This window comes from Streptomyces sp. NPDC103540, from assembly GCF_055584445.1.
Genome location: NZ_JBVJMA010000002.1, coordinates 308,387 through 334,351, shown reverse-complemented (window position 1 = coordinate 334,351; position 25,965 = coordinate 308,387). Strand labels below are relative to the sequence as shown.

The following is a 25,965-nucleotide window of genomic DNA, read 5'->3' as shown; positions in this document are numbered from 1 at the left end:
TCGGAGACCCTTCCGTGGACTTCAGCCTGTTCTACTTCGGCAACGACGACCCGGCCCCCGACGGCGCCGGCCGCTACGACCTCGTCCTCGACGGCGCCCGCTTCGCCGACACCCACGACTTCGCCGCCGTGTGGACCCCCGAACGCCACTTCCACCCCTTCGGCGGCCTCTACCCCAACCCCGCCGTGACGGGCGCCGCCCTGGCCGCCGCCACCAGCCGCGTCGCCATCCGGGCGGGGAGCGTCGTCGCGCCCCTGCACCACCCGCTGCGGATCGCCGAGGAATGGGCGGTCGTCGACCACCTCTCCGCCGGCCGCGTCGGCCTCGCCTTCGCCTCCGGCTGGCACGCCACGGACTTCGCCCTGCGCCCCGAGGCGTACGAGAACCGACGCGAGGTCCTCGTCGACACCGTCCGGCAGGTCCGCGGGCTGTGGCGCGGCGAGGAGGCCGAGGTCCTCGACGGGACCGGCGCCGCGCGCCGCGTGCGCTCCTACCCGCGCCCCGTCCAGGCCGAACTGCCCGTGTGGATCACCAGCGCCGGCGGCGTCGAGACGTTCCGCGCCGCGGGCGCGCTTGGCGCCGGGGTCCTGACCCACCTCCTGGGCCAGGATCCGGCCGACCTCGCCGAGAAGACCGCCGCCTACCGCGAGGCCTACGTCGCGCGCCCCGACGCGGTCCCCGGCGACCGGGGGCACGTCGTGTGCATGGTCCACACCCTGCTGGGGGAGGACGAGGACGCCACCCGCGAGCTGGTGCGCGAACCCCTCACCCGCTACCTGCGCACCTCCGTCAACCTGCTGCTCGCCTCCCAGGCCCACGGCGGCGCCCGCCGCCTCGACCCCGCGAAGCTGCGCGACAAGGACCTCGACTTCCTCGCCGCCCGCGCCTTCGACCGGCTCTACGAGGACGGTGGCCTCCTCGGCACGCTCCCCAAGGCCGCCCGCCTCGTCGGGAGCCTCGCCGGCGCCGGGGTCGACGAGGTGGCCTGCCTCATCGACTTCGGCGCTCCCGCCAAGACCGTCCTCGACGCCCTGCCGCTCCTCGACGAACTGCGGAGGAACAGCGCATGACCACCACCGACACCACCACCACGCACGCGGTCACGGCCGCCGGCCCCGCTCCCGCCGACGGCCGGGACTTCCGCCGCACCGCCGGCCGCTTCCCCACCGGGGTCACCGTCGTCACCACCGTCGGCGCCGACGGCCGGCCGCACGGCACCACCGTCAACTCCTTCACCACCGTCTCCATGGACCCCTTCATGGTCCTGGTCTCCCTCGCCCGCGGCTCCCGGCTGCACGACCAGGCCCTCGACGCCTGGAGCTTCGCCGTCACCGTCCTGGCCGAGGAACAGCAGGCGGACGCCCTGTGGTTCGCCGACCGCTCCCGCCCCACCGGGGACGCCGCCTTCACCGGCCGGGCGCACCGCCCCGCCCCGCACTCCGGCGCGCCCCTGCTCCTCGGCGGCGTCGCCTGGTTCGACTGCGCCGTCGCCGAAGCCCACCCGGCGGGCGACCACACCCTCCTCCTCGGCCGCGTCCACTCCTTCGGGGTGCTCTCCGACCGCCCCGCCCTCACCTTCGCCGACAGCCGCTTCACCCCGTCGGGAGCCCTCTCATGACCCGCGTCTTCATGTTCCCCGGCCAGGGCTCCCAACGCCCCGGCATGGGCGCCGCGTTGTTCGACCGGTTCCCCGAGCGGGTCGCCGAGGCCGACGAGGTGCTCGGCCATCCCGTCCGCGCCCTGTGCGAGGACCCGGCCCGACTGGAGCGCACCGAGTTCACCCAACCCGCCGTCTACGTCGTCAACGCGCTGGCCTACGAGGCCGCGCGCGAGGACGCCCCCGCACCGGACGTGGCCATCGGCCACAGCCTCGGCGAGTACAACGCCCTCCACGCGGCCGGGGTCTTCGGCTTCGCCGACGGCCTGCGCCTGGTCCTGGGCCGGGCCCGGGCCATGGCGGGCGTCACCGGCGGCGGCATGGCCGCGGTCATCGGCCTCGACGAGGCGGTGATCCGGCTGCTCCTGCGCCGGGCGGGCCTGGTCGACGTGGAGGTCGCCAACTGGAACACCGCCGACCAGACCATCGTCGCGGGCCCCCTCGCCGCCCTGGAGGAGGCCGCCGCCCTCCTGCGGGAGGCCGGCGCCCGCACCGTGCGCCGGCTCAAGGTCAGCGGCCCCTTCCACACCCGGCACATGACCCCGGCGGCCGAGGCCTTCGCCCCGCTGCTGGAGGCCGCCGCCCTGGAGGCGCCCCGTTTCCCCGTCGTGGCGAACCACACGGCCCGCCCCTACGGGGACACCGAGCCGCCGGCCGCCGTGCTGACCCGCCAGATCGACCACCCCGTCCGCTGGCGCGAGACCGTCGAAGGCCTGCTGGAGGCCGATCCCGACACCGAGTTCAAGGAGATCGGGGACAGCCAGGTGCTGACCCGGATGCTGCGCGCGCTGCGCGCGGAAGGAGCGGAAGCGTGAGCCCGACGCACCGGCAGACCGGCACCGCCGTCATCAGGCCGCGCCCGGTGGACGATCCGGAGCTGCGCCTGTTCGTCCTGCACCACGCGGGCGGCTCGCACCTGGCCTACGTCGACTGGGTCGAGCGCTTCCCCGAGGAGTGGGACGTGGTCCTGTTGGAGGCCCCCGGCCGCGGCCCGCTCAGCGGTCTCGCGCCGCACACGACGGTGGAGGGGCTCGCGGCCCGGCTGCGCGAGGACGTGGGCCCCTGGATCCGGGACGCCCCCTTCGCCCTCTTCGGGCACAGCATGGGCGCCCTCGTCGGCTACGAACTGTCCCGGCAGCTCGCCGAACGGGGCCTGCCCGCCCCCGTCTGGCTGGGCGTCTCCGCCTGCGAGTCGCCGTTCGAGGGGGAGCAGCCGGTGCCGGGGGAGCCGCTGCACCTGATGGAGGCGGCGCGGCTGCGCCGGGAGCTGGCCGCGATGGGCGGGCTGCCCCCGGCGATCCTGGAGGACGACGACCTGTGGCGGCTCTACGAGCCGCGGCTGCGGGCCGACTTCCGGGCCGTGGAGACCTGGACCCCGCGTCCGCCCGCCACCGCCCGACTGACGGTCCCGGTGTCACTGTTCGGCGGCGAGGAGGACCACGTCGTCACCCGGGAGCAGCTGACCGCCTGGACCGCCGGCGTCGACACGACGGTGGGGGCTCACTGGTTCCCCGGGGGCCACTTCTACTGGAGCGGGCGGGCCGCCGAGGTGGTCGGGCGGATCGTGGAGGAGGTGGACACGGCGGCCCCGGGCCTGCTGTCCGTGTGGTGAGGCACCCGGGGGTCCCGGGGGCTCAGGAGCCGTGCGCGGCGCCGCGCTCGAAGAGGCCGCGGACGTAGGCCGCCTGCCCGGCGTGCTGGAGGTCGTCGGCGAGGACGCTGACGAGGCGTACGCCGAGGGTGACGGGCGGGTCCCAGCGCGCGTCGACGACCCGGCCGAGGTCGGCGGCGGACAGGGAGCGCACGAAGCGCAGGCTCTGTTCGTGGACCGCGTCGAAGTAGCCCAGCAGGGGCTCCGGGGAGTCGACGCGGACGGCCGCGGCCTGCCGCGCGCTCTGCCCGTAGCCGGTGGCCGCGACGGGCAGCGACAGGCCGAGGCGGTCGGCCCAGCCGCCCTCGCGCCACACCTGGCGGAGGGCGGCGGCGTCGGCGACGTGGTCGTCCTGGACCCGGGCCAGGTGCCACACCAGCCAGGCGATCGAGTTGGCGGCCGGGTCGGGGCGGGCGTTCAGGGCCTCGGCGCCGATCCCGTCCAGTACCTCGTGGACGACCTCCCGGACGCGTCCGAACCCGTCCGCGATCACTTCCGTGGCCTTCACGCGCGTCACCGGACCCGTTCCCGCCCGCCCGTCGGGCACGGGTACCAGCCTGCGCGGCCCGCGCCCCCGGGCGCGGGCCGACACTCCGTCAGCGGCGCTTTCGGCGCAGGAACACGCCGGCCGCCGCACCCGCCAGGGCTATCGCGGCCACCCCGGCGGTGGTCCACCATCCGGTGTCGTCCCCGGAGCCGCCGGCCGGCCGCGTGGAGGGGGCCGTGTCGGAGGGGGCGGGCGGGGTGGCGGTCGCGGCGGGGGACGCGGGCGCGGGGGAGGCGTCCGGAGTGCCGCTCGCGGGCGGGGTCGCCGTCGGAGTCGGAGTCGGAGTCGGGGTGGCGGTCGGCGCCGGGTCGACCACCGGGACGGACACCTCGCCGGCCGCGTGCCCCAGCGCGGGGAAGCCCACGTCCACCGTCACCGTCCAGGCGCCGGGCGGCAGCGGCTCCGCGGCGGTCCAGCCGCCGGGCCGGTCGCCGTCGCGGACCAGCCGACCGGGGCCGACCGTACGGCTCTTGTCGGCGCTGACCGCGTTGACGGTGGCGGCCACGGCCTCCTCGACGGGGTCCCCGTCGTTCTCCCAGGTGATGTCGGCGGTGACGCGGCCCTCGCGCTGGCCGGTGATGACCACCTTCAGGGTGTCGCCGTGCGCGCGCGCCGGACCCGCCGCGGCCAGGGCCAGGGCCAACGCCTGCACGGTCAGCACCAGCAGGAAGCCGAGGAGGGCCAGGGGCGGGGGAAGGGTGAGTCGCGGACGTGTCGTCATGGTGCTCCAGGCGTGTGGGAGGGAGGGGTACGGCGGGCGGCCGCGCGGCGCGACCGCCCGCCGGGGTGGGTCAGGCGGCCTTGCGGGCCGTCCAGACCTGCGCCGGACGACCGTCCGCGCGCTGGAACTCCAGCAGCCAGTTCCCGTAGTACGGGCGGTTGCCGACGGTCAGGGCGAAGCCGCCGCTCGGGTCGGTGATGTTCACCCCGCCGTCGCGGGAGGTCATCCGCCACGTCTGCGCGGCGCCGTTGCCGCAGGGCTGCTGGGCGACCCACATGCCCGCCGCCGGGGCGCCGCCGGGCTGGAGGCACTTGCCGGAGACGGCGGAGCGGATCCGCACCAGCCCGTTGCCGGCGTCGTCGAAGAACCACTGTTGCTGCGCGTAGCCGTTGGTCCGGCCGGTGACCAGCACGGTGCCGTCGGCGGTGCGCCCGCCCCAGATCTCGGCGGCCATGCCGCTGCTGCCGTTGCCGAGGACGTAGCGGGTCCCCGGGGTGGTGCCGCCACCGCCGGCGTCGGTCGTGCGGAACGAGGCGGCCGTTCCGGGGCCGCTGTCGCGTCCGGAGCCGTCACGGACCGAGACGGCGGCCGTGTAGGCGGTGCCGGGACGCAGGTTGTAGACGCGCAGGCTGGTGGACTGGACCCACGTCAGGTGCTTGCCGTTCAGCATCACCTGGTACCAGGCGGCGCCCTCGACCTTGGGCCAGCTCAGCACGGCGGAGTCGGCCTGGACCTGGCCGGCCGTCACCTTCGGGCCGCCGGTGGGCGACTTGGTGGGGCTGGGCGTCGGCTTCGGGCTGGGCCGGGGGTCGGGCCCCGGGTCGGTGCCGCCGCCTCCGGCGGAGCGCATCAGGAACTGGTTGTCGGCGATGTTCCAGTGGGTGGCGAGGTAGCTGCCCGGTTTCGGACTGGTGTGGAAGTAGTCGTCGTGGTTGCAGTCCAGGATGTTCTCGGCGGCCTGGTTGGTGCAGACGTTGCGCATCTTCGGGTAGTACGGGGTGTCCGAGTAGCACATCACGTCCCACTCGTCCGTGCAGTGGGCGCCGCGGCTGGTGTTGGGCGCGCTGTTGTTGACCGCGCCCAGGTTGTGGCCGAGTTCGTGCGCGGCGGTGTGGCCGCCCCAGCAGCCCGAGTCGGTACGCCCGTAGGAGGGGCCGAAGTTGCTCAGGTTGTTCTGGCCGGGGCGCTCGTCGCCGTTGAAGGTGCCGATGCCGCAGTACACCTTGGAGTCCGCGAAGATCATGTACTTGCGGTCGCGGCGGTCGAGCCCCTTGGCGGCGAGCGCGCTGTTGGTGGCGCTGAACTCGGCGAGCGCGGAGGCCGGGAGCTCGATGTTGAGCACCACCGGGGTGCAGTCGGCGGCCGTCACGTAGCGGATGTGACGGACACCGCCCGTCTCCTTGGCGCTGGCCGCGTAGATGACGTCGGCGTCGGCGGCCCACTTGCGGAACGAGGCCTGGTACTCGGCGAAGCGGTCGCCGCCGGGCGGGTGGACGTAGACCACCTGGACGCGGTTGCCGGTGGTGCCGTCGCCGTCGCACTGGACGGTCTGGCCGGCGGGGCCGGCGGCCGGGGTGCGCTCACCGGTGGTCGGCGGGGCGGGGGCGGCGGCGGACTTGGCGCTCTGCGCGTCGGCGGCGGGCGCGTCCTGAGGACGCCCGGCGCCTTCCGCGGCGGGGCCGTCGCCGCCGGCCGCGGCCGGGTCGACGGCCGGGGCCTTGACCCGGACGACGGGCTCGACGTCCTTCTTGATGTCCACGCCCCCGGGCGGGGCGTCGGGGCCGTGGGTGCAGTGGCCGGCGCCGGTGCGGTAGACGCCGGCGCAACGGTCGCCCTTGGGCGCCGCCTGGAGTCCGTCGTAGACCAGGCCGCGCGCGCCCTCGTTCGCGGGGGTGGCCGTGACGGGGGCGGGCTCCTCGTCCCGGGCCGGCGCGGCGGCCGGTTCGGGGGCGGGGGAGTCGGGCGCGCCGGCCGCGACGGCCGTGGTCGCCCCGGCGTCGTCGCCGAGGTCGGACCAGGCGATGCCGCCGGCTATGAGGCCGGCCGTGGCCATCGCCGCGGCGACGAGCAGCAGCCTGCGGGGTTTGCGCCGGTGTTCGCGGCGTCTGCGGCCGCCGGAGCGTCGTGCGGTGGAACGGGGTGTCATGCGCACCTCAAGTCCTGGTCAGGAGAGTGGGTGCGCGGAAGCTTGCCAGAAGGGAGCCGCGGAGAATTCGGACAAACGGGAGCCAGGCTCGGGATATCTATCCGTTACCTGGCGGTCGAATTTGATGATCTGTCAATTTGGTTGCAAACAAAGGGAGTTACGCGCGTCGCACCGGAAAGGTCCAGGCCTTTACGGCCATCTCGTTATCAAATCGAGATAGTAGGCGGAACCTTGTTGACGGGAATTCAGTCAGGTATTCACGCAAAAACTACCTGCCGAATATCCCCCGTCACGAGCGGTGAGGCACACGACCGCGGGTGCCCAGGCGGACCGGCGCTCCGGTCACGGCAAGGGCACCCCGACGGGCCCACGACCACCCGACGACCCCGGCTAGGCCGTCTCTTCCGGATCTTGCCTGACCCGCGTCGTTCGGCACCGCGCCTCGCCGCGTTGTCGAGGCACCCGAGTACGTCCAGTAGTCGGGAGCCTCTCTGCCTTGCGATGCACGGCACCGAACGACGCGGGCTTGATCGGCAAGATCCGAAAGAGACGACCTAGCGGCCCACTTCGCGCTCCCAGCGGTAGAAGCGGTGGGCCATGGCGTCCTTGGGGCTGCGCCAGGTCTCGGGGTCGTGCGGGCTGACGAAGGCCGCGAGGCGGTCGCTCAGCCCCTGGAACTCCGGGTGCCCCGCGACCCGGGCGATGGCCGGGCCGGGGTCGGTGTCGGACTCGATCAGATGCATGTACACGTCGCCGAACTGGAACAGGCTCCGGCGGTTGACCCCGACCAGGCGCGGCAGTTCACCCGCGTCCGATTCGGCGAACAGGCCGGCGATGTCGTGGGCCGAACCGGGCGCCATGCGCGCCACGATGAGGGCTTGGTGCATCGGAGTTCGTGCCTTTCGTCTCGTGGGGGGCTCAGCGTCGACCGGTCACGGTCTTGCGCTTGTCCCGCTCCAGCTTCTCGATCTTGTCCCGGATCAGTTCCATCTGGATCCGCGAGTTGTGGTTGATGCGGTCGGTCATCCCCGCGTCGTCGATGGGCGCGTCCGGCTTCATCGCGAAGTCCTGGACCCAGCGCATCCGGGTACCGCCGCCGGGGGCCTCCCCGTACTCCCAGTGGATGTCCATGTGCGCGAACGGGCCGGTCTCCACCCGGCGGGCCCTGACCGTGAGGCCCGCGCGGTCGACCGTCCGCTCCGAGACCCAGCTCCACACCACCCCGTTCTCGTCGGGGTGCATGGCGAGGCGGAAGCGCGTCGTGTTCCCGGCCTTCTCCAGGATCTCGATCGACGCGTACTCGCTGAACAGCTCCGGCCAGTTCGGCAGGTCGTTCGTCACGTCCCACACCAGCTCGACGGGCGCGTTGACGGTGATCTCGTTGTCGGTGTGTCCAGGCATCTCAGGCTCCGGTCATGAGGCTGTTGTTGACGAGGTCGAGGAACTCGCGCGGGCTCTTGCAGCGGTCCGCGTCGGTGGGCAGCGCACGGCCCCGCCGGTTCTCCAGCTCGCCGACGATGCCGAGCAGACCGAGCGAGTCGAGGCCGTACTCGTCGAACTGCGAGTCGGGCCGGCTCGCCATCTCGCCGGGGTCGACGGTGATGCCGGCGGTCTTCATGAGGGTCGCCAGCTCTTCCATGGTCAGTCGGTCGGACATGGTGCCTTCTCTCTCTCGTGCTTCCCGAGGGCCGCGCCGAACCCGCGCGCGGCCCTGACCAACCGGGTCCGATCCCTAGGCCGGGTGTTCGGGCCCCTTGCGCAGGACGAGTGCCGCGTTCGACCCCATCCGGCCCCGGCTCAGGACGAGCGCGGTCCGCAGCGGGGCCACGCGCGCGCTGCCCGTGACCAGATCCAGGTCGTGGCAGACGTCGAAGACGTTCGGCGTGGGCGGCACGACGCCGTGCTCCAGGGCCAGCACGGCCGTGGCGACGTCGAGGGTGCCGGCCGCGCAGTACGCCCGACCGAAACCGGTCTTGGGCGCCGTCACGGCCACCTCGGCCGCGTGCCCGCCGAGGGCGGAGTGGATGGCCCGCACCTCGGCCGCGTCCGCCTCGGGCGTGCCCAGGGCGTCCGCGAACACCACGTCGACCTCCTCGGGAGCGCATCCCGCCTCCCGCAACGCCCCGCGGATCGCGTGCGCCAGCCCCTCCCCGGACTCCTCCCGGAGCCCGGTTCCGGTGAACGTCGCCGCGTGCCCGGCCACCAGGGCGCGCACCGTCGCTCCGCGCCGCCGGGCGGCGGTCGCGTCCTCGACGGTGAACATCGCCCCGCCCTCCGCGGGGACGAACCCGCAGGCCTTCGAGGTGAAGGGCCGGTAGGCCCGCTCCGGGTCGTCCCAGGTGCTCAGCCCCTCGTAACCCAGCTGGCAGACCACCGAGTACGGCGCGAGCGGGGCCTCCGTCGCACCGACCAGCATGGCCCGGCTGCCCTGCCGGATCGCCCGGCCGGCGTGGGCGAAGGCGTCCAGCCCGCCCGCCTCGTCGCTCGCCACCACCCCGCACGGGCCCTTGAACCCGCGCCGGATGGACACCTGGCCGGTGCTGGCCGCGTAGAACCAGGCGATGGACTGGTACGGGCCGACGAAGCGGGGGCCCTGCCCCCACAGCCGCTGGAGCTCGCGCTGCCCGAACTCGCCACCGCCCGAACCCGCGGCCGTCACCACGCCCACCGCGTACGGGTCGTCCTCGTAGTCCGCCCGACCGAGCCGGGCGTGCTCCAGCGCGAGATCGGCCGCGGCCAGCGCGTAGTGGCTGAAGCGGTCCGTCTGCACCAGGAACCGGTCCTCGACCAGCGAGTTGGGTTCAAATCCCCGTACCTCGCCCGCCACCCGCACCGGAAGGTGCTCGCACCCCTGCCGGGTCACCCGGTCCAGGACGCTGTCACCCGCCTGGGTGGCCTTCCAGAAGGCATCGGCGCCGATCCCGTTGGGCGCGACGACCCCGATGCCCGTGACGGCCGGCGACGTGTCGGCTCTGCGGCTGCTCACGCGCGCACCTCCTTGGGCTGGGTCATGACCACGGCGGACTGGAATCCGCCGAAGCCGCTGCCGACGGACAACACGCTGCGCAGGGTGTGGCTGCGGGCCGTGCGCGGCACGTAGTCGAGGTCGCATTCCGGGTCGGGGGTCTCGTAGTTCGCGGTCGGCGGCACCACCTGGTGGGTCATCGCCAGCACGCAGGCCGCGAGTTCGATCGCGCCGATCGCCCCGAGCGAGTGCCCGACCATCGACTTGATGGAGGTCATCGGCGTCCGGTACGCGTGGTCCTTCAGCACCCGCTTGACGGCCGCCGTCTCGTGGCGGTCGTTCTGCTTCGTGCCGGAACCGTGCGCGTTGACGTAGTCGACGTCCTCGGCGCCGATCCGGGCCTGCGCCAGGGCCGTCTCGATGGCACGGGCCATCTCCAGGCCCTCGGCCGTCAGCCCCGTCATGTGGTGGGCGTTGCCGAAGGTGGCGTACCCGCCCATCTCGCAGTAGATGGTCGCCCCGCGGGCCCGGGCACGCTCCCACTCCTCCAGTACGAGGACGGCGCCGCCCTCGCCCAGGACGAAACCGTCCCGGTCGGCGTCGAACGGCCGCGACGCGTGCGCCGGGTCGTCGTTGTTCGCCGAGGTCGCCTTGATCGCGTCGAAGCAGGCCACCGTGATGGGGGAGACGGGCGAGTCCGAGGCGCCGGCTATGCAGACGTCCATCCGACCCTCCTGGATCGCGTGCACCGCGTACCCGACGGCGTCGAGGCCCGACGTGCAGCCCGTCGAGACGGTCTGCACCGGCCCGCGGGCCCCCGTCTGCTCCGCCACCGCCGAGGCGAGGGTCGCGGGCGTGAACGCCCGGTGCAGGAAGGGGGAGGACAGCCGGTGGTCCACGTCCCACCAGTCGCCCTTCTGGCTCACGGCCACGTAGTCGTGCTCCAGCCGCGTGGTGCCGCCGACGGCCGTGCCGAGGGAGACCCCCGTGCGCCAGGCGTCCTCGTCGTCGAGTTCCAGCCCGGCGTCGGCCACCGCCTCGCGGGCGGCGACCAGCGCGAACTGGATGTACCGGTCCGCCCGGGCCGTGTCGTCGGCCCCCAGACCGTGCGAGGCGGGATCGAAGTCCACCTCGGCGGCTATCCGGGAGCGGAACCCGGCCGGGTCGAAGAGGGTGATGCCCCTCGTCGCCGTACGGCCGTTCGACAGCAGGTCCCAGAAGGCGGTGGTGCCTATGCCACCGGGGGCGACGACGCCCACCCCCGTGACGGCCACTCGCCGGCGGGTCACGAGACCGCTCCCGAGCGCTCCGGAGGCCGCTCCGCCCAGGCCGTGGCCTCAGGGTGCGGCGCCTCCTCGGTGTCGACGTGCCCGAGTTCGGGACGCGGGGCGAGCGGACCGAGGTGGAAGACCATCCGGGCCTCGGTGTCGCCGACGTTGCGGAAGCGGTGGCGCACGTTGAGCGGGACGAGCAGACCCTGGTCGGCGCGCAGCGGGTGCGCGTCGCCGTCGAGGTCCACCTCCAGCGTGCCGCTGACCACGTACACGAACTCCTCGGAGTAGGGATGGTAGTGCTCGGCGATCGACTCGCCGGGGGCCATCACGGCCAGGCCCATGAACCCGCTCGTCGAACCCACCGAGGTCGGGGTGAGCACGGCGCGCAGGTCACCTCCGCGCCTGCGGTTGGGCTGGGTCTCGCCGAGATCGACGATCCGCGGGTGATGTTTGGTCATCGCTGACTTCCTCCTGGCGTACGCGGAGCCCGGCCGTGGGCTGCCGGTGGTGGGTGAGGGGGACGGAGCGGGGTGTCCGCCCCCTTCGGGTTCAGGCCCTTCCGGTGCGGTCCGACCGGTTCGGGGCCCTTCCGGTCCGGGGCCTCGGCGGTCCCGGACCAAGCGGATCAGACCTCCGCCGGAGCCCGGCGGTCGGTGATCGGGTCCATGAGGTGCGGGCCCGGCCGGGCCGCGCCGGGCGCCCCGGCCAGCAGACGGTCCAGGACCGCCGCCTGACGGGGACCCTCGATGCCGAAGCCGGCGGCGAAGCGCTCGTCGGCCGGCCCGAACACGTCCAGGAGACGGACCACGACGTCGTCCCGCTGGAAGACGGTGCTGCTCAGCACCGGGCTCGTCGGCAGCTTCGCCGCCGCCTCGTCCTGGCGGGCCAGGAAGCGGGCGAGCAGCGAGCCGCAGCCGGGCTTCGCCGGGTAGAAGAAGGCGTGCCGGCGCACCTCCTGCGGCGGCCTGCCCTGCTCCGCCAGGTGGTGGACGGCCGGCAGGGCGGCCCGCATGAAGAACATCCGGGCGGACTCCGGGTCCGCCAGGTCCCGGTCCTGCTCCAGGTACGGGTTGATGGCGTGCTCGACGGCCCGCACCTCCGGCTGCTCCGACACGTGGCGCAGCGCCGCCATCAGGTCGCCCTGCACCTCCACCGCCCGCACCACCCGGTTGCCGTGCATGAACAGGGAGGTCCGGCACAGCCGCGTGTGGTCGTCGACCCGGGCCTCGGGGGAGGCGTAGGACGACAGGATCTGCGCCACCTTCCCCTCGCTGCCCGGCTTGACGGTGAAGGTCAGCGCGTGGCGCACGACGCCGGCGCCCAGCCGCGGGGAGTCCTGGAGCCGGATCCCGACGGCCGCCGCGGGGGCCTCGTAGCGCTTGCCGGTCTCGCGCAGGACGGTGAACTTCAGCGGGCGCATGGAGCGCGCGCAGGCGCCGAGCGGGCGGACCTGCTCCGCGTGCTCCTCGCTGTTGACCCAGGCGAGGTACTGCGGGGCGCTCGCCCACTCGCTGGTGATCAGCCACTGCGAGGGGTTCTCGAAGGACTGGCACAGCTGGTCGCCGAGGTGGCCGGGGACCGAGGCGATGTCGTGCCGGAGCTGCTCGTACGCCTCGAAGAACCGCTGCTGGGCCCCCTCGTGCAGGTCCATCAGCAGGACGACCCGGAGCATGGAGCCGTCGAAAGCGGACTGCGACACCCGTTCGGACAGGGTGGTTGTCATCTGCTCACTCCTTCGTGAGGGCAAGAAGGCCGGCGCGTACGCGCTCACGTGCGCCGATCGGCGGCGACTCCCCGGGTGCGCGGGGCCCTCGGGGCCCGCGCGGTCGGGAACCACGGGCGGCAGGGCCGAAGGGGCCGCCGCTGTCGCTCATCGTCATCCGCCCGGGTACGTCTCGCTACATCTCCGGATCAAGCGGGTGACAAGAGGCGACTCGCCAGGGCTTGAACCCCGATCGTGGGCATAAGGCGTCCACTGCCCCCCACACGAAACAGGAGCCCGCAGCTGATGGAAGAGCATGCCGATGTTCGCGTACCGGTCCTCGTCGTGGGCGGCTCCCTCGTGGGCCTGTCCACCTCGCTGTTCCTGAGCCGTCACGGCATCAGACACATGCTGGTCGAGAAGCACTCCGGTACCTCCGTCCACCCCCGCGGCCGCGGCATCAACGCCCGGACGATGGAACTGTTCCGCACGGCGGGAGCCGAACCCGCCATCCGCAAGGAGGCCTCCGCCCTGGAGGCCAATCAGGGCATCCTCCAGACCCAGTCCCTGATCGGCGGCGAACACAAGTGGCTCATCAAGGCCGTCGACCCGGGCAACGCCCTGCGCCGCTTCAGCCCGACCGGCTGGTGCCTGTGCAGCCAGAACAACATCGAGCCGCTGCTGGCCTCGCAGAGCCGCGCGCAGGGCGCCGACGTGCGCTTCTCCACCGAACTGATGAGCTTCGACCAGGACGCCGACGGAGTGAGCGCGCTGGTGAAGAACCGGGAGACCGGTGAGCACATCAGCGTCCGAGCGGACTTCCTGATCGCCGCCGACGGTCCGCGCAGCCCCGTACGGGAAGGCCTGGGCGTCCGCCAGACGGGCAGCGGCGAGCTCTTCCACAACGTCAGCATCGTCTTCCGCTCGGAGCGGCTCGCCGAGGAACTGGGCGACCTGCGGTTCATCGTCTGCTACCTGATGAAGCCCGGCGCCGACGGGGCGCTGCTGCCGGTGGACAACGAGACCCAGTGGGTCTTCCACGCCCCCTGGCACCCGGAGACGGGCGAGACCCTGGAGGACTTCACCGAGGAACGCTGCGTGGCGCAGATCCGCAACGCCATCGGCGTGCCGGACCTCGACGTCGAGGTGGGCGGGAAGGCTCCCTGGCACGCGGCCGAACGGGTGGCCGAACAGTACCGGGTCGGCCGGGTCTTCCTGGTGGGCGACGCGGCCCACGAGATGTCGCCCACCGGGGCGTTCGGCTCCAACACCGGCATCCAGGACGCGCACAACCTGGCCTGGAAGGTCGCCGCGGTGCTGAACGGCTCCGCCGGTCAGGAGCTCCTGGCCACCTACGAGACCGAGCGGCTCCCCGTGGCCCGCGCCACCAGCGAGCGCGCATCGGCCCGTTCCGCCGAACACAGCCACCCCGGCTACGTCCCTCCGCCCACCATGGGCGGTGGCCCCGGCAGCGGGGTCCTCACCACGGCCATGGGCTACTGCTACCCGCAGGGCGCCGTCGTGGGCGGCGACCCCGACCGGCCCATCATCCCCGAGGAGCTGCGGCTCACGGGCGACGTCGGCACCCGCGCCCCGCACCTGTGGGTGCTCCGGGCGGGGGAGCGGATCTCCACGCTCGACCTCTACGAGCGCTCGTTCACGCTGCTCAGCGGCGCGGGCACGCCCTGGTCGGAGGCGGCGGCGCGGGTGGCGCGGGACCTGGGCGCGCACCTGGACACCTGGACGCTGGGCAGCGGGGCGGACGCCGACCTGAAGCCGGTGGACGACGTCGACTGGGCGCGGGCCCACGAGTTGCCCGCCGACGGCGCCGTCCTGGTCCGGCCGGACGGATTCGTGGCGTGGCGTGCGGAGGGCGCCGCCGCCGACCCGTACCGGGCGCTGCGCGAGGCGATGGCGCAGCTGCTGCACAAGTCCTGAGGAAAGCCCCTGCCGGCCGGGATCCGCACCGGCCGGCAGGGGTGTTCACGGGGTGCCTCAGCGGCAGGCCCAGCACCCCGCCCAACAGCCGTGGGCGCCGGCGCGGGAGCGCGGACGGGGGCGGTGCGGCGCGACACCGGTGCTCCGGGAGCCCGCGCCGGTGGTCCGGGCGAGGAGGCAGGCGACCACGACCGCGACGGCGGCCAGCTCCTCGGGGCCGGGGTGTCCCCGGTGGACCCGGAACAGTCCGGTCGCGGGGGCGGGTTCGCCCCGCGCGGCGGCGCCCGCGTCGACCGGGGCCTCGACGGGGGCTCGGGTCAGGGCCTCGACCGGGGGCTCGGCGGCCGGTTCGGCGGCGGGCTCGGTGGTGGGTGGGACCGGCGGTCGCGCGGCCGGTCGGTGCGCCGGCTCGGTCACGGGGGCGGCGACGGCGCCGTCGGGGCCGAGGGTGGTGGTGGCGCCGACGGATATGCGGGTGCCGAGGGAGGCGGACGTGGGGGCGGACATCGGGTCGGCTATGCGCATCGGCTCGGCCTCTCGTCGGGCGACCCCCCTGGCCCTGCCGGGTCCTCGTCGAAGTGCCGCCGCGGCGGCACCAGGTCGACGACGGCTCGCCGGGCCCCTTCGGACCGTCGGGTCCGCGTGCTGACGACGCTACGAGCCGGACCGGGGCCTGTCGTGCCGGGGGGCTTCGTCCACACCCATCCGTGCGACACGCCCGGGTCGCGCGGGCGCCGGCACCGGGGCGGCGCCCGCGGCCGGCGCGGCGGCCGGAGCGGGCGCGAGGACGCTCCCCAGCAGGATCCCGCCCACGGTCAGCAGCAGGCCGCACAGCTGCCGCGCCGTCAGGGTCTCGCCGGCGACCACCGTGCCCAGCAGCACCCCCGTCACCGGGTTGAGCAGCCCCAGCAGCCCGACGGCGGCCGCCGGCAACCGGCGCAATCCGGCGAACCAGGCGCTGAAGGCAAGGGCGGTCGCCACCAGGACGACGTAGGCGAAGCCGAGCAGGGCCCGGCCGTCGAGGGCCGGCGGCGCGCCCTCCACCAGGGCCGCGAGCGGCAACAGCACCAGGGCGCCGCCGAGCAGTTGCCAGGCGGCCGAGGCGAGGACCCCGGCGCCGGCGCTCCACCGCTTGGCGAGGACCAGCCCCAGGCAGGAGATGGCCATGGCGGCGACGGAGGCGGCCACCCCCAGGGGATCGGCCGGGGCGCCGCCGGTGAACAGCAGCGCCACCCCGCCCACCCCCAGCCCCGCGCCCGCCAGGTGCCGTGCCCGCGGCCGTTCCCCCACCAGGGGCCAGGCCAGCAGCATCAGGACCAGCGGGGCCGTCGCCATCACGGTGGCGGCCACGCTCGTCGGCAGCCGCTGCGCGGCCACGTACACCAGGGCGAAGAAGCCGCCCATGTTGAGCACCCCCAGCAGCAGCGACTTCCACCACCAGGACCCGGTCGGCAGCCTGCGGCACACGGCGAGCAGCAGCAGCCCGGCGGGCAGCGCCCGGATCGCCGCCCCGTAGAGCGGGTGCCCCTCCGGAAGGAAGGCCCGGGTCACGTAGTAGTTGGCGCCCCAGGCGACGGGGGCGATCGCGGTCACCAGCGACCACCGCATATTGGCTTCCATGGAAGACATAATAGCTTCCGTGGAAGCTATGCTGGAGGGGTGAACCGAAACAGCCACCCGACGCCCGCCGGATCCGCCCCGGGGGAGCCGAGTCCCCCGCTGGACCACGTGGCCCGCATCCAGGCCGAATGGGCCCGTGAACGCCCGGACCTCGACGTCGGCCCGCAGGCGGTGATCGGCCGCCTGCACCGCCTCGGCCTGCTCCTCACCGACCGCCTCACCCCCGTCTACCGCCGCCACGGGCTGGGCGAGGGGGAGTTCGACGTCCTCGCCGCCCTGCGCCGCGCGGGCGAACCCTACGAGCGGGCCCCGGGTGAACTGGCCGCCCACACCATGGTCACCACCGGCGCGATGACCAAGCGGATCGACCGGCTGGAGCGGGCCGGACTCGTCGCCCGCCGCCGCGCCGCCGACGACGGCCGCGGCCGGGTCGTCGCCCTCACCCCGGCGGGCCGCGAGGTGATCGACCGGGCCTTCACCGAGCACATGCGCAACGAGCGGGCGCTCCTCGACGACCTGACGCCGGACGAGGCCGCCGCCCTGGAGGCGCTGCTCACCACCTGGCTGACCCGGATCGAACCGCCGAAACGATGACGCGGCCCGGTCCCGGCGGGGCCGCGCTCCCTCAGCGCACGCCCAGCTTCACCCACGCGGCCGTACTGGGCACGCCGCGCCCGTCCAGCAGGAACAGCATGTAGTAGCCGGGCGGCGCGTCGGCCGGCGACGGCGGGGTGCGCAGCGCGATCCGGTCGCCGCGCACGTCCGTCACGGGCAGCTCCAGGTGGCGCTGGCTCGTGTTCACGGCGTGCGTGACCGTCGTCGGCGCGAGCAGCACGGCCCGACGGACGGCGGCGGCGGTCGTGCTGCGGACCTCGAAGGCGCTGTCGTGGGCGAGTTCGCCCCGGGGCGCCGCGTCCAGCGCCGGGCGGGAGCCGCCCCGGTGCAGGTACGCGGGCTCGTACAGCTCGATGCTGCCGTCCATCGGGTCCGTGATGTCGGGGTCGTTGGCGATCTGCTGGAGTTCGTCGCCGGTCACCATCACCCGGCCGTCGGGCAGCACGAGCGCGTTCGAGTGGTAGCCGCGCGGCAGGCGTTGGGCGGGGCCGAGCCTCCAGTGCCCGTTCGCGTCGCGCAGCTCGGTGTGGCGGTACTTCAGGTCGGCCTTCGGGTTGAACGGCCCGTGCCCGTAGTCGCGGGTGCTCAGCGCTCCGTTGACGGTGAGCAGCGTCGCGTCCGGCAGGATCAGCGTGTCGTCCTGGGTGCGGCCGAAGGCGCGGGGTTCCTCGGTGGTCCAGCCCGTGGGGGAAAGCCGGTAGGTGTTCGGGTCGAGCGGATCGCCGCCGAGGACCAGGACGGAGTCCGGTCCGCGCAGCCCGGCCGGCAGCGGCACGGCCGAACCGTAGCCGCGGAAGTCGGCGGGGCGTCGGGGCAGGTCCCGGCGGGTCTCGCGGACGGGGTCGAACAGCCACTGCTGGTCGGCGTCCCGGCCCAGTCCGTAGATCATGCCGTCGCGCAGCGAGAACAGGTGCGGGTAGTCGTTGCGGAACGGCGCGTCGGCCCCGAACCGCTCCGGGGCGACGTCCAGCGGGATGTCGTACGGGCGCCACGGCACGGGCAGTCGCTTCGCGGGAAAGCGCTCCACCACGGGGGTGGGCGTGCCCGTGCCGCGCTCGGACTGGCCCGACACGATGATCTGGCGGCCGTCGGCGCCGGTGACGGCCGAGGGGTACCAGCGACCGACGGCCATGTCCCGGTTGCGGTACCAGAGCTCGGTCCACGGGTCGAACACGAAGGAGAGCCGCGCCCCGCTGCCGCCCTTGCCGCCGGTGTTCCCGCCGAACACCGCGAGCATCCCGTTGGGCAGGAAGGCGTGGCCGGCGCAGAAGAAGGGTGCGGGGCGCGGGGCGTGCGTACCGTCGGGCATCAGCACGGTCGGCGGCCTGACCTCCTTGAAGGCGGAGGCGCCGGTACCCCGGGCGGGGTCCCACAGGAAGGCGCGGCCCGCGTTGGTGGGCCCGATCCGGTCGGTGGGGCCGGTCTCCTTGGTGGGATCGACCTCCACCCGTTCGAAGGAGAAGAGGAGCACCTTGCCGGTGGGGAGCTGGGCGAGGTGGACGCCGAAGTCGGGGGAGGGGAAGAACTGCGCGAACCGGCCCGACAGCGCGGGAGGGTGGGCCTCGTTGGCCAGTGCCTGGGAGCGGGTCAGCGCGGCGAGGCTCGCGGTGCGGGTGGACTGCGGGTAGCCGCCCGTGCCCCGCGCGGCGCGGCGCCGTTCGGCGTGGGCGCGGGCGTGCTCCTCGCCCAGCGTCGCGCGCTCGCCGGCCGTCGCCGCGTCGGCGTGGGTGTGGGTGCCGTCGGCGTGGGCGGGACCCGCGTCGGCCGGGTCGCAGGAGGCGGGGAGGGCCGCCGTCGTGGAGAGGGCCAGGGCGCAGAGGAGGACCGCGGCGGAGCGTGCGGCGGTCCGGCGTGCTCGGGACATGCGACTCCTCGGTGTGCGGCGGCGCGGACCGGAGGGAGGTCATGCTAGAAGATCCGTCACATATCGCCCGATACGGCGCGACGGCTTCACCGGATCGCAGGCGGCCGGGCGACCGCCCCTACCACGAGAAAAGCCCCGGACGAATTGACGTCCAGGGCTCGCATGCGCGTATATTTGATGGTTCACGACTTCATTTCGAAGAAGGCGTGGGGCAGTCTTACGGGTGCATCGTATCGCGCAGGGAGCGGCTTTGTCAAACATCGAATTCCAGGACGAGCAACAATTCGTCACGGAGCTGTACGAGCGTCTCGAAAATCTGCGCGATGATGCCGAACACGCTGTTCAGAGCGCTCTGCGTCAGGGCGCGGGCGGATTCCAGGCGCGTCTGGAAAGGGACGTCCTCGTCGCGGAACAGTCCGGTCTCCTTTCCGTCCTGAACGCGGCCGAACACGGTCTCTGTTTCGGCCGCCTCGATTTCTCCGACGACCGCCACCACCACATCGGCCGCATCGGAATCCGTCAGGACGACGCCGAGCGCACCCCCCTCGTTCTCGACTGGCGTGCCGAGCGCGCCCGCCCCTTCTACCTCGCGACGGGCCACGTCCCGATGGGCCTGCGCCGTCGCCGCCACATCACCCTCCAGGGCCGCCGCGTCACCGCCCTGCACGACGAGATCCTCGACCTCACCGACACCGAGCGCACCGGGTACGAGGGCGCCGACGCGGACGCGGTCCTGCTCGCCGCCCTCGACGCCGCCCGGACCGGACGCATGCACGACATCGTGCGGACCATCCAGGCCGAACAGGACCGCGTCATCCGCTCGCCCCATCAGGGAGTCCTGGTCGTGGAGGGCGGCCCGGGCACCGGCAAGACCGCCGTCGCCCTGCACCGCGCCGCCTACCTGCTCTACGCCCACCGCGAGCTCCTCGCCAAACGCGGCGTGCTGATCGTCGGACCCAACCCCTCCTTCCTCGACTACATCGGCGAGGTGCTGCCCGCCCTCGGCGAGACCGGCGTCCTGCTCGCCGCCCCCGGAGACCTCTTCCCCGGCGTCCGCGCCACCGGCGCCGACCGCCCGGGAGCCGCGGCCGTCAAGGGACGCGCCTCCATGGCCGAGGTCCTGGCCAGGGTCGTCGCCGACCGGCAGACCCTCCCCGAGGAGGTGCCCGCCGGCAGCGGCGAGGACAGCGCCGTCGTCCCCGAACCGGCCCTGGAGATCGAGCACGACGGCTACGGCACCCTCCTGCTGGACCGCGCCATCGCCCACGAGGCCCGCGACCGGGCCCGCGCCACCGGCCTGCCGCACAACCCCGCCCGCCCCTACTTCGCGTTCTCGGTCATCGACGCGCTGACCGCGCAGCTCGCCGACCGGCTCGGCGCCGACCCCTACGGAGGGCCCAACCTGCTCGGCCCGGACGACGTCGCGCAGCTCGGCAAGGAGATCGCCACCAGCCGCGAGGTGCACGCCGCCATCGACGTCCTGTGGCCCCACCTCACCCCCCAGCGGCTCGTCGCCGACTTCCTGGCCGACCCCACCCACCTCGGCGAGGAGGACGCCGCGCTGATCCGGCGCACCTCGGGGCAGTGGACCCCCGCCGACGTCCCCCTCCTCGACGAGGCCGCCGAACTGCTCGGCGTGGACGACAGCGCGCAGCGGGCCGCCGCCGAACGCGCCCGGCTGGAGCGCGTCGCGTACGCGCAGGGAGTCCTCGACCTGGGCCGGGGTTCCGACTCCTACGAGTTCGAGGACCAGGAGAACGAGTACCTGGCCGCCCACGACATCATCGACGCCGAACGCATGGCGGAGCGGCACGAGGAGGCCGACCACCGCACGACGGCCGAACGCGCGGCCGCCGACCGCACCTGGGCCTTCGGGCACGTCATCGTCGACGAGGCGCAGGAACTCTCCGAGATGGCCTGGCGGCTGCTCATGCGCCGCTGCCCCACCCGCTCCATGACCCTGGTCGGCGACCCCGCCCAGACCGGTGACGAGGCGGGCTGCGGCTCCTGGGAACGGATCCTGGAGCCCCACGCCGCCGACCGCTGGGACCGGGTCCGGCTCGAGGTCAACTACCGAACGCCCGCAGAGATCATGGAGCTCGCCGCCGGCGTGCTCCGGGCCCACCACCCCGACTTCGAACCCCCGCGCTCGGTCCGCTCCACCGGTACCGCCCCCGTCGTCAGGGCCGCCGACGACCTTCCCGCGGCCGTCGCCGGGGCCGTCCGCGAGGTCGCCCCGGAGCGGGGCAGGCTCGCGGTCATCGCCCCGCGCCCCCTGCACCCCGCGATCGCCGCCGAACTGCCCGGCGTCCGGGCGGGAGACGACCCCGACCTCACCCGGCCGGTCGTCCTGCTGGACCCGAGCCGGGCCAAGGGCCTGGAGTTCGACACGGTCGTCGTGGTCGAGCCCGCCCACCTTCGGCCGAGCGACCTCTACGTGGCCCTCACCCGCGCCACCCAACACCTGGTGGTGCTGCACGCGGAGCCCCTGCCCGAGGGGCTGACCGGCTGACGCACGGGCGAACTCCGGCCACGGGTGGGTCATGTGGCCGGTTCGAGCGGCCGCCGCGCGCGTTCACGGTCGTACTGTGACCGAATGCCTGTAGTCGACATCAGTTCCCACGCCGAGGAATTCAACGCGGACCCGTACCCCTTCTACGCGGCGCTGCGCGCGGCCGGCCCGGTCCACCGGGTCGGCCCCGACACCTCCGTCACCCCCGACGGCGGCCCCTACTGGCTCGTCGTCGGCCACGAGGAGGCCCGCCAGGCCCTCACGCACCCCGCGATCCTGAAGGACTGGCGCACCTCCGGGCTGTACCCGGACATCGAGCCGACCGCCGCCAACTCCAACATGCTCGAATCCGACCCGCCCCACCACACCCGTCTGCGCCGCCTGGTGGCCCGCGAGTTCACCGCACGCCGGGTGGAGGCCCTGCGCCCGCGCGTGCGGCAGGTCACCGAGGAACTCGTCGACGCGATGGCCGCCCGCCCGGGCCGCTCCGCCGACCTGATCGAAGCCCTCGCCTTCCCGCTGCCGATGACGGTGATCTGCGAGCTGCTCGGCGTGCCCGACCTGGACCGCGAACGCTTCCGCCAGTGGTCCAACGAGGTCGTGGCGCCGCGCTCCGTGGACGCCAACGGCGAGGCGCACGTCCAACTGAGCGCCTACCTGGCCGACCTCGTCGAGGCCAAGGCCCACACCCCCGGCGAGGACCTCCTCAGCGCACTGATCCGCACCCGCGACGAGGACGGCGACTCGCTCTCCGCCGACGAACTGATCGGCATGGCCTTCCTGCTGCTGATCGCCGGCCACGAGACCACCGTCAACCTCATCGGCAACGGCGTGCGCGCCCTGCTCGAACACCCCGAGCAACTCGCCGCGCTGCGCGCCGACTACGACGGGCTCATCGGCGGCGCGGTGGAGGAGATGCTCCGCTACGACGGGCCCGTGCAGAACGCCACCTACCGCTACGCCGCCGAGGACGCGGAGATCGGCGGCGTCGTCATCCCGGCCGGAGCCGTCGTCCTCGTCTCGCTGGCGGGCGCCGACCGGGACTCCGCCCGCTTCGCCGAGGCCGACGTGTTCGACATCCGGCGCGCCCCGCAGGGCCACCTGGCCTTCGGGCACGGCCTGCACTTCTGCATCGGCGCCCCCCTGGCCCGCATGGAGGGCCGGATCGCGATCCGGACCCTGCTGGAACGCTTCCCGGACCTCGCGGCGGACCCGGCCGGCGGTCCCCTCGACTGGCTCCCGGGCAGTCTGATGCGCGGCGTGAGCCGGCTCCCGGTGCGCTGGTAACCACGGGCGGGACGGGGCGCGATCCGGCGGGCGGGGCGGCGCGCGAGGGGCGCGCGCCGCACCCGTCCCAGCCGTCCCGAAGGGCGAACGAGAGCCCTCACGAGCCGTTTTGGATTGTCGGACGAACCTCCATACGATCCAGCGATGATCACAAGAAAACGGCTGGCGGCCGGGGCCTGCGGGCTGTTCGTCGCCTTGACCGCAGGGCTCCTCCCGACGGGCGCCGCAGCTGCCGACGGACCGGCGAAGGAGCCGCCGAAGGTCGAGCTCGTCCTCGACGTCAGCGGCTCGATGCGGGCGAACGACATCGACGGCCAGTCCCGGATGGCCGCCGCGAAACAGGCCTTCAACGAGGTGCTCGACGCGGTGCCCGACGAAGTCCGCCTCGGCATAAGGACGCTGGGCGCCACCTACCCCGGTGACGACCGCAACCTCGGCTGCAAGGACACCCAGCAGCTGTACCCGGTGGGCGCCGTCAACCGCACCGAGGCCAAGACGGCCGTCGCCACCCTCGCCCCCACCGGCTGGACCCCGATCGGTCCCGCGCTGCTCGGCGCGGCCCAGGACCTGGAGGGCGGCAACGCCACCCGCCGGATCGTCCTCATCACGGACGGCGAGGACACCTGCGCCCCGCTGGACCCGTGCGAGATCGCCCGCGAGATCGCGGCCAAGGGCACCCACCTCGTCGTCGACACCCTCGGCCTGGTCCCCGACGCCAAGACCCGCGCCCAGTTGAACTGCATCGCGGAGGCCACGGGCGGCACCTACACCTCCGTGCAGCACACCGCCGAACTCTCCGGCAGGGTCAGACAACTCGTCGACCGCGCGGCCGACCCCGTCGTCACCCCCGTCGCCACCGAGGGCGCCAAGAGCTGCGAGAACGCCCCGAAGCTGGGCGCCGGCCTCTACAGCGACCGCGAGACCTTCGGCGAGCACCGCTGGTACCGGGTCGACGTCCGCCCCGGCCAGGAACTGCGCGCCTCGGTCAGCGTCGGCGCCGACCGGGCCGTCAACAACGACTACGGCGTCATGCTGCGCGCCACCACCGACCGCGGCCGGGAGATCGTCCGCGGCTCCGAGGCGGGCGACGGCCGGACCGACGTCCTGTCCACCGGCCTGCGTTACCCGAAGGCCCCGCTCGACGGAGTCGACGGGGACGCGGCCGAGGCGCCCGAGACGGTCTGCCTCCAGGTCAGCAACTCCTTCTCGGCCGGTCCGGCCGTCAAGACCGCGCCCGGCATGCCCGTCGAGCTGACCGTGGACCTGGTCGACGGTCCCGACTCCGGCTCGGACGTGGCCTCGTTCGGACTCGGCCGCGGCTGGTGGCTCCTGGCCGCCCTCACCCTCGCGGGCCTGCTCGCGGGCCTCGTCTGGGGCTGGATCTCGCGCTGGCGCGTCTCCGTCTGGAGGACCAACTGATGCGTAGCGTACGCACCTTGACCGCCGTGCTCCTCGCGGCGGGCGCCCTGCTCGGCCCCGCGGCCGTCGCGTCGGCGGCCCCCGCCGCCCCCGCGGCGCCGAGCCCGAAGCCGAGCGACGGCCGGGACGGCTCCGGCCCGACGGAGGCCGGCACCGGCTTCCGCACCGCGACCCCCTTCCGGCCGGGCCAGAAGGCCACCGCCTCCGCCTCCACCGGTGACTACCTGTACTGGGTGCTGCCGGCCGACGCCGGCGACCGCGTCACCGTACGGGCGACGGTGACCCTGCCCGAGTCGGCCGTCCGGCACGGCGCGCAGACCTGGCGGGTGGACGTGTACGACGGCCTGCGCCGCCGGCAGGCCTGCACCTACGGGAACCAGAGCGTGACGGTCCCCAAGGAGGCGCGGGAGGCGGAGTTGGCCTGCGTGCTGCGCACGGTCCGCTCCGGTGCCGAGCCCTGGGCCGCGGACCCGCTGCCCGGGAGCTACTACGTGCGCGTGACGGTCTCCGGGGCGCACGAGGAGGACCTCGGCCTGCCGGTCCGCGCGCGCGTCGAGGCCGAGGTGAAGGAGACGGGCGGGGCCGGCGCGGTGGACGCCGCCCTGGCCGAGCCGCTGGTACCCGGCATCGCGACCGCCTCCGAGGCGCAGCGGGAGGCCCGCGCGCCCGAGAACGGCTGGTCCGGCGGCTGGTGGTCGGACCGCTGGATCTGGACGGCGGCCGGCGGTGTCCTCGCGGCCCTCGCGGGCATCTGGGGGTACTCCCTGACCCGGGGTCGGGGCCTTCCGGCGGGCTCCGCGCCGAGGTCCTGAGCCCTCGGGGCCGCCGCGTCCGTCGGGGCGCGGCGGCCCCCGGCGGCTCCGGTGAGACAAATGATCACCGACCACGGAGCGTGGGCTATGTTGGAGTACGAGTGACATGAGAAGGAGGCCCTCCGGTGTCATCGGGGCAGCAGGCACGCGCGCAGGCGGCCGCGATCACGCCGAGCGGCGCGGCGCCGGAGCAGGTCAGGGCGCCCGCCGAACGGCTCCTCGCGCTGTTCGACGGCCGTCGGCTCTCGCCGGGCCAGCGGCGCATCGCCCAGTACCTGATCGACCACCTCACCGAGGCCGCCTTCCTGTCGATCACCGAGCTCGCCGAGCGGGCGGGGGTGAGCCAGCCCTCCGTGACCCGGTTCGCGGCCTCCCTGGGGTTCAGCGGCTACCCGGCGTTGCGCGACGTCCTCCAGCCCATCGCGCTGAGCGCCGTCGCCGGCACCCCCGACAGCAGGGAGCAGATCCGTCACAACGAGCTCCAGGCGGCCGTCGACGCCGAGATCGAGAACCTGGAGAACGTCCGCCGGCTGCTCGCCGACACCAACCAGGTGCTGGAGATCGGCCGCAACCTCGCCCGCTCGGTGCCCTTGACCGTGCTGGGCCTGCGGATCTCGGTCTCCCTCGCCGAGTACTTCGCGTACGCGGCCCGGCGCATCCACCCCGACGTCCGCCTGGTGACGCGGGGCGGCAGCGTGGCCTACGACGCCCTGTTGCAGTCCAGGGCGGCCGGCGGGACCTGGGTGCTGGCCTTCGCCATGCCCCGGCACGCCAACGAGACCCTGGCCGCGCTGCGGGCGGCCCGCAGCACGGGCATGCGCGTCGTGCTGATCAGCGACCCGACGGTGGGTCCCCTGGTGGACGAGGCCGACGTGTCCTTCACCGCCGGTACCGGTTCGCGTCTGGTCTTCGACTCCTACGCTGCCCCCGGAATGCTCTCCGCCGCCCTGCTCCAGGCCATGGCCGACGCCGATCCGGAACGGACGCAGGCCCGGCTCGAACAGTACGAGCAGGCCGCTGACCAGCACGGATTCTTTCTCTGACGCATGCCCTCCGCCGGAAGCGGGGCAGGGATATTCACAGCCTCGTCGAGTATGAAATTTTTCATACGCTTGCGTACTCGACGGTATATATGTTTACTGACGGCGGCGCTCGGATCCGACGGATGCCAAGGAGGGCGCTCCCCACGTCCTCCTCGAACAGACACACCGGTACGCCGCTCCTCCTCACGGCGA

General features: G+C 73.9%; 25 protein-coding genes. 11 read left to right on the top strand and 14 right to left on the bottom strand.

Translation table 11 applies throughout. From position 1 onward, the window contains the following. The first annotated feature begins 14 nt into the window (after positions 1-14). Genes ACZ6ZI_RS06130 through ACZ6ZI_RS06115 form a run of 4 tightly spaced genes read left to right on the top strand, consistent with a single transcriptional unit; the run spans position 15 to position 3,269 of the window. Positions 15-1,070, top strand: a complete 1,056-nt coding sequence (locus tag ACZ6ZI_RS06130; RefSeq protein ID WP_469516678.1) for a MupA/Atu3671 family FMN-dependent luciferase-like monooxygenase — start codon at positions 15-17, stop codon at positions 1,068-1,070. Continuing rightward, positions 1,067-1,618 carry a flavin reductase family protein gene (locus ACZ6ZI_RS06125; protein WP_469516675.1) on the top strand — a complete coding sequence of 184 codons (552 nt, stop codon included), beginning with the start codon at positions 1,067-1,069 and terminating at the stop codon, positions 1,616-1,618. Before ACZ6ZI_RS06130 ends, ACZ6ZI_RS06125 begins: the two co-directional genes overlap by 4 nt. Beyond that, positions 1,615-2,472, top strand: coding sequence for an ACP S-malonyltransferase (fabD, locus tag ACZ6ZI_RS06120; protein WP_469516672.1), 858 nt, complete (start codon positions 1,615-1,617; stop codon positions 2,470-2,472). The genes ACZ6ZI_RS06125 and fabD overlap by 4 nt, the downstream gene beginning before the upstream one ends. After that, complete coding sequence (locus tag ACZ6ZI_RS06115; RefSeq protein WP_469516669.1) at positions 2,469-3,269, top strand: thioesterase II family protein; 801 nt, start codon at positions 2,469-2,471, stop codon at positions 3,267-3,269. Before fabD ends, ACZ6ZI_RS06115 begins: the two co-directional genes overlap by 4 nt. Positions 3,270-3,291: 22 nt before the next feature. On the opposite strand, the gene ACZ6ZI_RS06110 is transcribed toward ACZ6ZI_RS06115, so the two are convergent. From ACZ6ZI_RS06110 to ACZ6ZI_RS06065, 10 genes are all read right to left on the bottom strand, one after another. Then, the gene (locus tag ACZ6ZI_RS06110) at positions 3,292-3,816 is read right to left on the bottom strand and encodes a mycothiol transferase (RefSeq protein WP_469516667.1); all 525 of its coding nucleotides are present in this window, start codon (positions 3,814-3,816) and stop codon (positions 3,292-3,294) included. 88 nt (positions 3,817-3,904) lie between these two features. Continuing rightward, on the bottom strand, positions 3,905-4,576 hold the full coding sequence (locus tag ACZ6ZI_RS06105) for an LPXTG cell wall anchor domain-containing protein (protein ID WP_469516664.1): 672 nt from the start codon (positions 4,574-4,576) through the stop codon (positions 3,905-3,907). Between the two features lie 70 nt (positions 4,577-4,646). After that, positions 4,647-6,722 (bottom strand): RICIN domain-containing protein, encoded by a 2,076-nt coding sequence (locus ACZ6ZI_RS06100; RefSeq protein WP_469516662.1) that lies wholly within the window; start codon positions 6,720-6,722, stop codon positions 4,647-4,649. A gap of 554 nt (positions 6,723-7,276) precedes the next feature. Continuing rightward, the gene (locus ACZ6ZI_RS06095) at positions 7,277-7,609 is read right to left on the bottom strand and encodes a TcmI family type II polyketide cyclase (RefSeq protein WP_363059983.1); all 333 of its coding nucleotides are present in this window, start codon (positions 7,607-7,609) and stop codon (positions 7,277-7,279) included. Between the two features lie 31 nt (positions 7,610-7,640). Further along, the gene (locus ACZ6ZI_RS06090; RefSeq protein WP_363059981.1) at positions 7,641-8,123 is read right to left on the bottom strand and encodes an SRPBCC family protein; all 483 of its coding nucleotides are present in this window, start codon (positions 8,121-8,123) and stop codon (positions 7,641-7,643) included. A gap of 1 nt (position 8,124) precedes the next feature. Next, positions 8,125-8,379: an acyl carrier protein gene (locus tag ACZ6ZI_RS06085; RefSeq protein WP_363059979.1), complete on the bottom strand. Its 255-nt coding sequence runs from the start codon at positions 8,377-8,379 to the stop codon at positions 8,125-8,127. 75 nt (positions 8,380-8,454) lie between these two features. Further along, on the bottom strand, positions 8,455-9,708 hold the full coding sequence (locus ACZ6ZI_RS06080; RefSeq protein ID WP_469516656.1) for a beta-ketoacyl synthase N-terminal-like domain-containing protein: 1,254 nt from the start codon (positions 9,706-9,708) through the stop codon (positions 8,455-8,457). Beyond that, positions 9,705-10,976: a beta-ketoacyl-[acyl-carrier-protein] synthase family protein gene (locus ACZ6ZI_RS06075; RefSeq protein ID WP_469516653.1), complete on the bottom strand. Its 1,272-nt coding sequence runs from the start codon at positions 10,974-10,976 to the stop codon at positions 9,705-9,707. The genes ACZ6ZI_RS06080 and ACZ6ZI_RS06075 overlap by 4 nt, the downstream gene beginning before the upstream one ends. After that, entirely contained in the window at positions 10,973-11,419 is a 447-nt protein-coding gene (locus tag ACZ6ZI_RS06070) for a cupin domain-containing protein (protein WP_363059973.1), read from the bottom strand. The genes ACZ6ZI_RS06075 and ACZ6ZI_RS06070 overlap by 4 nt, the downstream gene beginning before the upstream one ends. 167 nt (positions 11,420-11,586) lie before the next feature. Next, complete coding sequence (locus tag ACZ6ZI_RS06065; protein WP_363059971.1) at positions 11,587-12,684, bottom strand: SchA/CurD-like domain-containing protein; 1,098 nt, start codon at positions 12,682-12,684, stop codon at positions 11,587-11,589. Between the two features lie 285 nt (positions 12,685-12,969). Between ACZ6ZI_RS06065 and ACZ6ZI_RS06060 the strand changes: the two genes are divergently transcribed. Next, a complete protein-coding gene (locus ACZ6ZI_RS06060) occupies positions 12,970-14,601 on the top strand; it encodes an FAD-dependent oxidoreductase (protein ID WP_469516649.1) in 1,632 nt (543 codons plus the stop codon). A 57-nt stretch (positions 14,602-14,658) separates the two neighbouring features. Here ACZ6ZI_RS06060 and ACZ6ZI_RS06055 read toward each other — a convergent pair whose 3' ends face one another. Next, a complete protein-coding gene (locus tag ACZ6ZI_RS06055; protein ID WP_469516646.1) occupies positions 14,659-15,108 on the bottom strand; it encodes an acyl-CoA carboxylase epsilon subunit in 450 nt (149 codons plus the stop codon). Between the two features lie 147 nt (positions 15,109-15,255). Then, a complete protein-coding gene (locus tag ACZ6ZI_RS06050) occupies positions 15,256-16,221 on the bottom strand; it encodes a DMT family transporter (RefSeq protein WP_469516642.1) in 966 nt (321 codons plus the stop codon). Between the two features lie 108 nt (positions 16,222-16,329). Between ACZ6ZI_RS06050 and ACZ6ZI_RS06045 the strand changes: the two genes are divergently transcribed. Next, positions 16,330-16,815 carry a MarR family winged helix-turn-helix transcriptional regulator gene (locus ACZ6ZI_RS06045; protein WP_469517647.1) on the top strand — a complete coding sequence of 162 codons (486 nt, stop codon included), beginning with the start codon at positions 16,330-16,332 and terminating at the stop codon, positions 16,813-16,815. 31 nt (positions 16,816-16,846) lie between these two features. Here ACZ6ZI_RS06045 and ACZ6ZI_RS06040 read toward each other — a convergent pair whose 3' ends face one another. After that, positions 16,847-18,700, bottom strand: a complete 1,854-nt coding sequence (locus ACZ6ZI_RS06040; protein WP_469516639.1) for a glyoxal oxidase — start codon at positions 18,698-18,700, stop codon at positions 16,847-16,849. A 253-nt stretch (positions 18,701-18,953) separates the two neighbouring features. Further along, on the bottom strand, positions 18,954-19,331 hold the full coding sequence (locus tag ACZ6ZI_RS06035) for a hypothetical protein (RefSeq protein ID WP_469516636.1): 378 nt from the start codon (positions 19,329-19,331) through the stop codon (positions 18,954-18,956). On the opposite strand from ACZ6ZI_RS06035, the gene ACZ6ZI_RS06030 reads away from it, so the two are divergent. The 5 genes from ACZ6ZI_RS06030 to ACZ6ZI_RS06010 all read left to right on the top strand — a co-directional run bounded on the left by ACZ6ZI_RS06030 (position 19,308) and on the right by ACZ6ZI_RS06010 (position 25,773). Further along, a complete protein-coding gene (locus tag ACZ6ZI_RS06030) occupies positions 19,308-21,212 on the top strand; it encodes a HelD family protein (RefSeq protein ID WP_469516633.1) in 1,905 nt (634 codons plus the stop codon). The two genes, ACZ6ZI_RS06035 and ACZ6ZI_RS06030, sit on opposite strands and share 24 nt — an antisense overlap. Positions 21,213-21,296: 84 nt before the next feature. After that, on the top strand, positions 21,297-22,499 hold the full coding sequence (locus ACZ6ZI_RS06025) for a cytochrome P450 family protein (RefSeq protein WP_469516630.1): 1,203 nt from the start codon (positions 21,297-21,299) through the stop codon (positions 22,497-22,499). A 144-nt stretch (positions 22,500-22,643) separates the two neighbouring features. After that, on the top strand, positions 22,644-23,918 hold the full coding sequence (locus ACZ6ZI_RS06020; RefSeq protein ID WP_469516627.1) for a VWA domain-containing protein: 1,275 nt from the start codon (positions 22,644-22,646) through the stop codon (positions 23,916-23,918). Beyond that, positions 23,918-24,730 carry a hypothetical protein gene (locus ACZ6ZI_RS06015; protein WP_469516624.1) on the top strand — a complete coding sequence of 271 codons (813 nt, stop codon included), beginning with the start codon at positions 23,918-23,920 and terminating at the stop codon, positions 24,728-24,730. The genes ACZ6ZI_RS06020 and ACZ6ZI_RS06015 overlap by 1 nt, the downstream gene beginning before the upstream one ends. A 125-nt stretch (positions 24,731-24,855) precedes the next feature. Continuing rightward, the gene (locus tag ACZ6ZI_RS06010) at positions 24,856-25,773 is read left to right on the top strand and encodes a MurR/RpiR family transcriptional regulator (RefSeq protein ID WP_363059951.1); all 918 of its coding nucleotides are present in this window, start codon (positions 24,856-24,858) and stop codon (positions 25,771-25,773) included. The last annotated feature ends 192 nt before the right edge of the window (positions 25,774-25,965 follow it).

Excerpts from the sequence above, each read along its gene's own strand:
- ACZ6ZI_RS06090 (WP_363059981.1), bottom strand. The coding sequence starts at position 8,123 with ATGCCTGGACACACCGACAACGAGATCACCGTCAACGCGCCCGTCGAG.
- ACZ6ZI_RS06020 (WP_469516627.1), top strand. The coding sequence starts at position 22,644 with ATGATCACAAGAAAACGGCTGGCGGCCGGGGCCTGCGGGCTGTTCGTC.
- ACZ6ZI_RS06030 (WP_469516633.1), top strand. The coding sequence starts at position 19,308 with ATGGGCCTGCGCCGTCGCCGCCACATCACCCTCCAGGGCCGCCGCGTC.
- ACZ6ZI_RS06015 (WP_469516624.1), top strand. The coding sequence starts at position 23,918 with ATGCGTAGCGTACGCACCTTGACCGCCGTGCTCCTCGCGGCGGGCGCC.
- ACZ6ZI_RS06095 (WP_363059983.1), bottom strand. The coding sequence starts at position 7,609 with ATGCACCAAGCCCTCATCGTGGCGCGCATGGCGCCCGGTTCGGCCCAC.
- ACZ6ZI_RS06050 (WP_469516642.1), bottom strand. The coding sequence starts at position 16,221 with ATGGAAGCCAATATGCGGTGGTCGCTGGTGACCGCGATCGCCCCCGTC.
- ACZ6ZI_RS06070 (WP_363059973.1), bottom strand. The coding sequence starts at position 11,419 with ATGACCAAACATCACCCGCGGATCGTCGATCTCGGCGAGACCCAGCCC.
- ACZ6ZI_RS06055 (WP_469516646.1), bottom strand. The coding sequence starts at position 15,108 with ATGTCCGCCCCCACGTCCGCCTCCCTCGGCACCCGCATATCCGTCGGC.
- ACZ6ZI_RS06025 (WP_469516630.1), top strand. The coding sequence starts at position 21,297 with ATGCCTGTAGTCGACATCAGTTCCCACGCCGAGGAATTCAACGCGGAC.
- ACZ6ZI_RS06060 (WP_469516649.1), top strand. The coding sequence starts at position 12,970 with ATGGAAGAGCATGCCGATGTTCGCGTACCGGTCCTCGTCGTGGGCGGC.
- ACZ6ZI_RS06085 (WP_363059979.1), bottom strand. The coding sequence starts at position 8,379 with ATGTCCGACCGACTGACCATGGAAGAGCTGGCGACCCTCATGAAGACC.
- fabD (WP_469516672.1), top strand. The coding sequence starts at position 1,615 with ATGACCCGCGTCTTCATGTTCCCCGGCCAGGGCTCCCAACGCCCCGGC.
- ACZ6ZI_RS06125 (WP_469516675.1), top strand. The coding sequence starts at position 1,067 with ATGACCACCACCGACACCACCACCACGCACGCGGTCACGGCCGCCGGC.
- ACZ6ZI_RS06065 (WP_363059971.1), bottom strand. The coding sequence starts at position 12,684 with ATGACAACCACCCTGTCCGAACGGGTGTCGCAGTCCGCTTTCGACGGC.
- ACZ6ZI_RS06100 (WP_469516662.1), bottom strand. The coding sequence starts at position 6,722 with ATGACACCCCGTTCCACCGCACGACGCTCCGGCGGCCGCAGACGCCGC.
- ACZ6ZI_RS06105 (WP_469516664.1), bottom strand. The coding sequence starts at position 4,576 with ATGACGACACGTCCGCGACTCACCCTTCCCCCGCCCCTGGCCCTCCTC.
- ACZ6ZI_RS06040 (WP_469516639.1), bottom strand. The coding sequence starts at position 18,700 with ATGTCCCGAGCACGCCGGACCGCCGCACGCTCCGCCGCGGTCCTCCTC.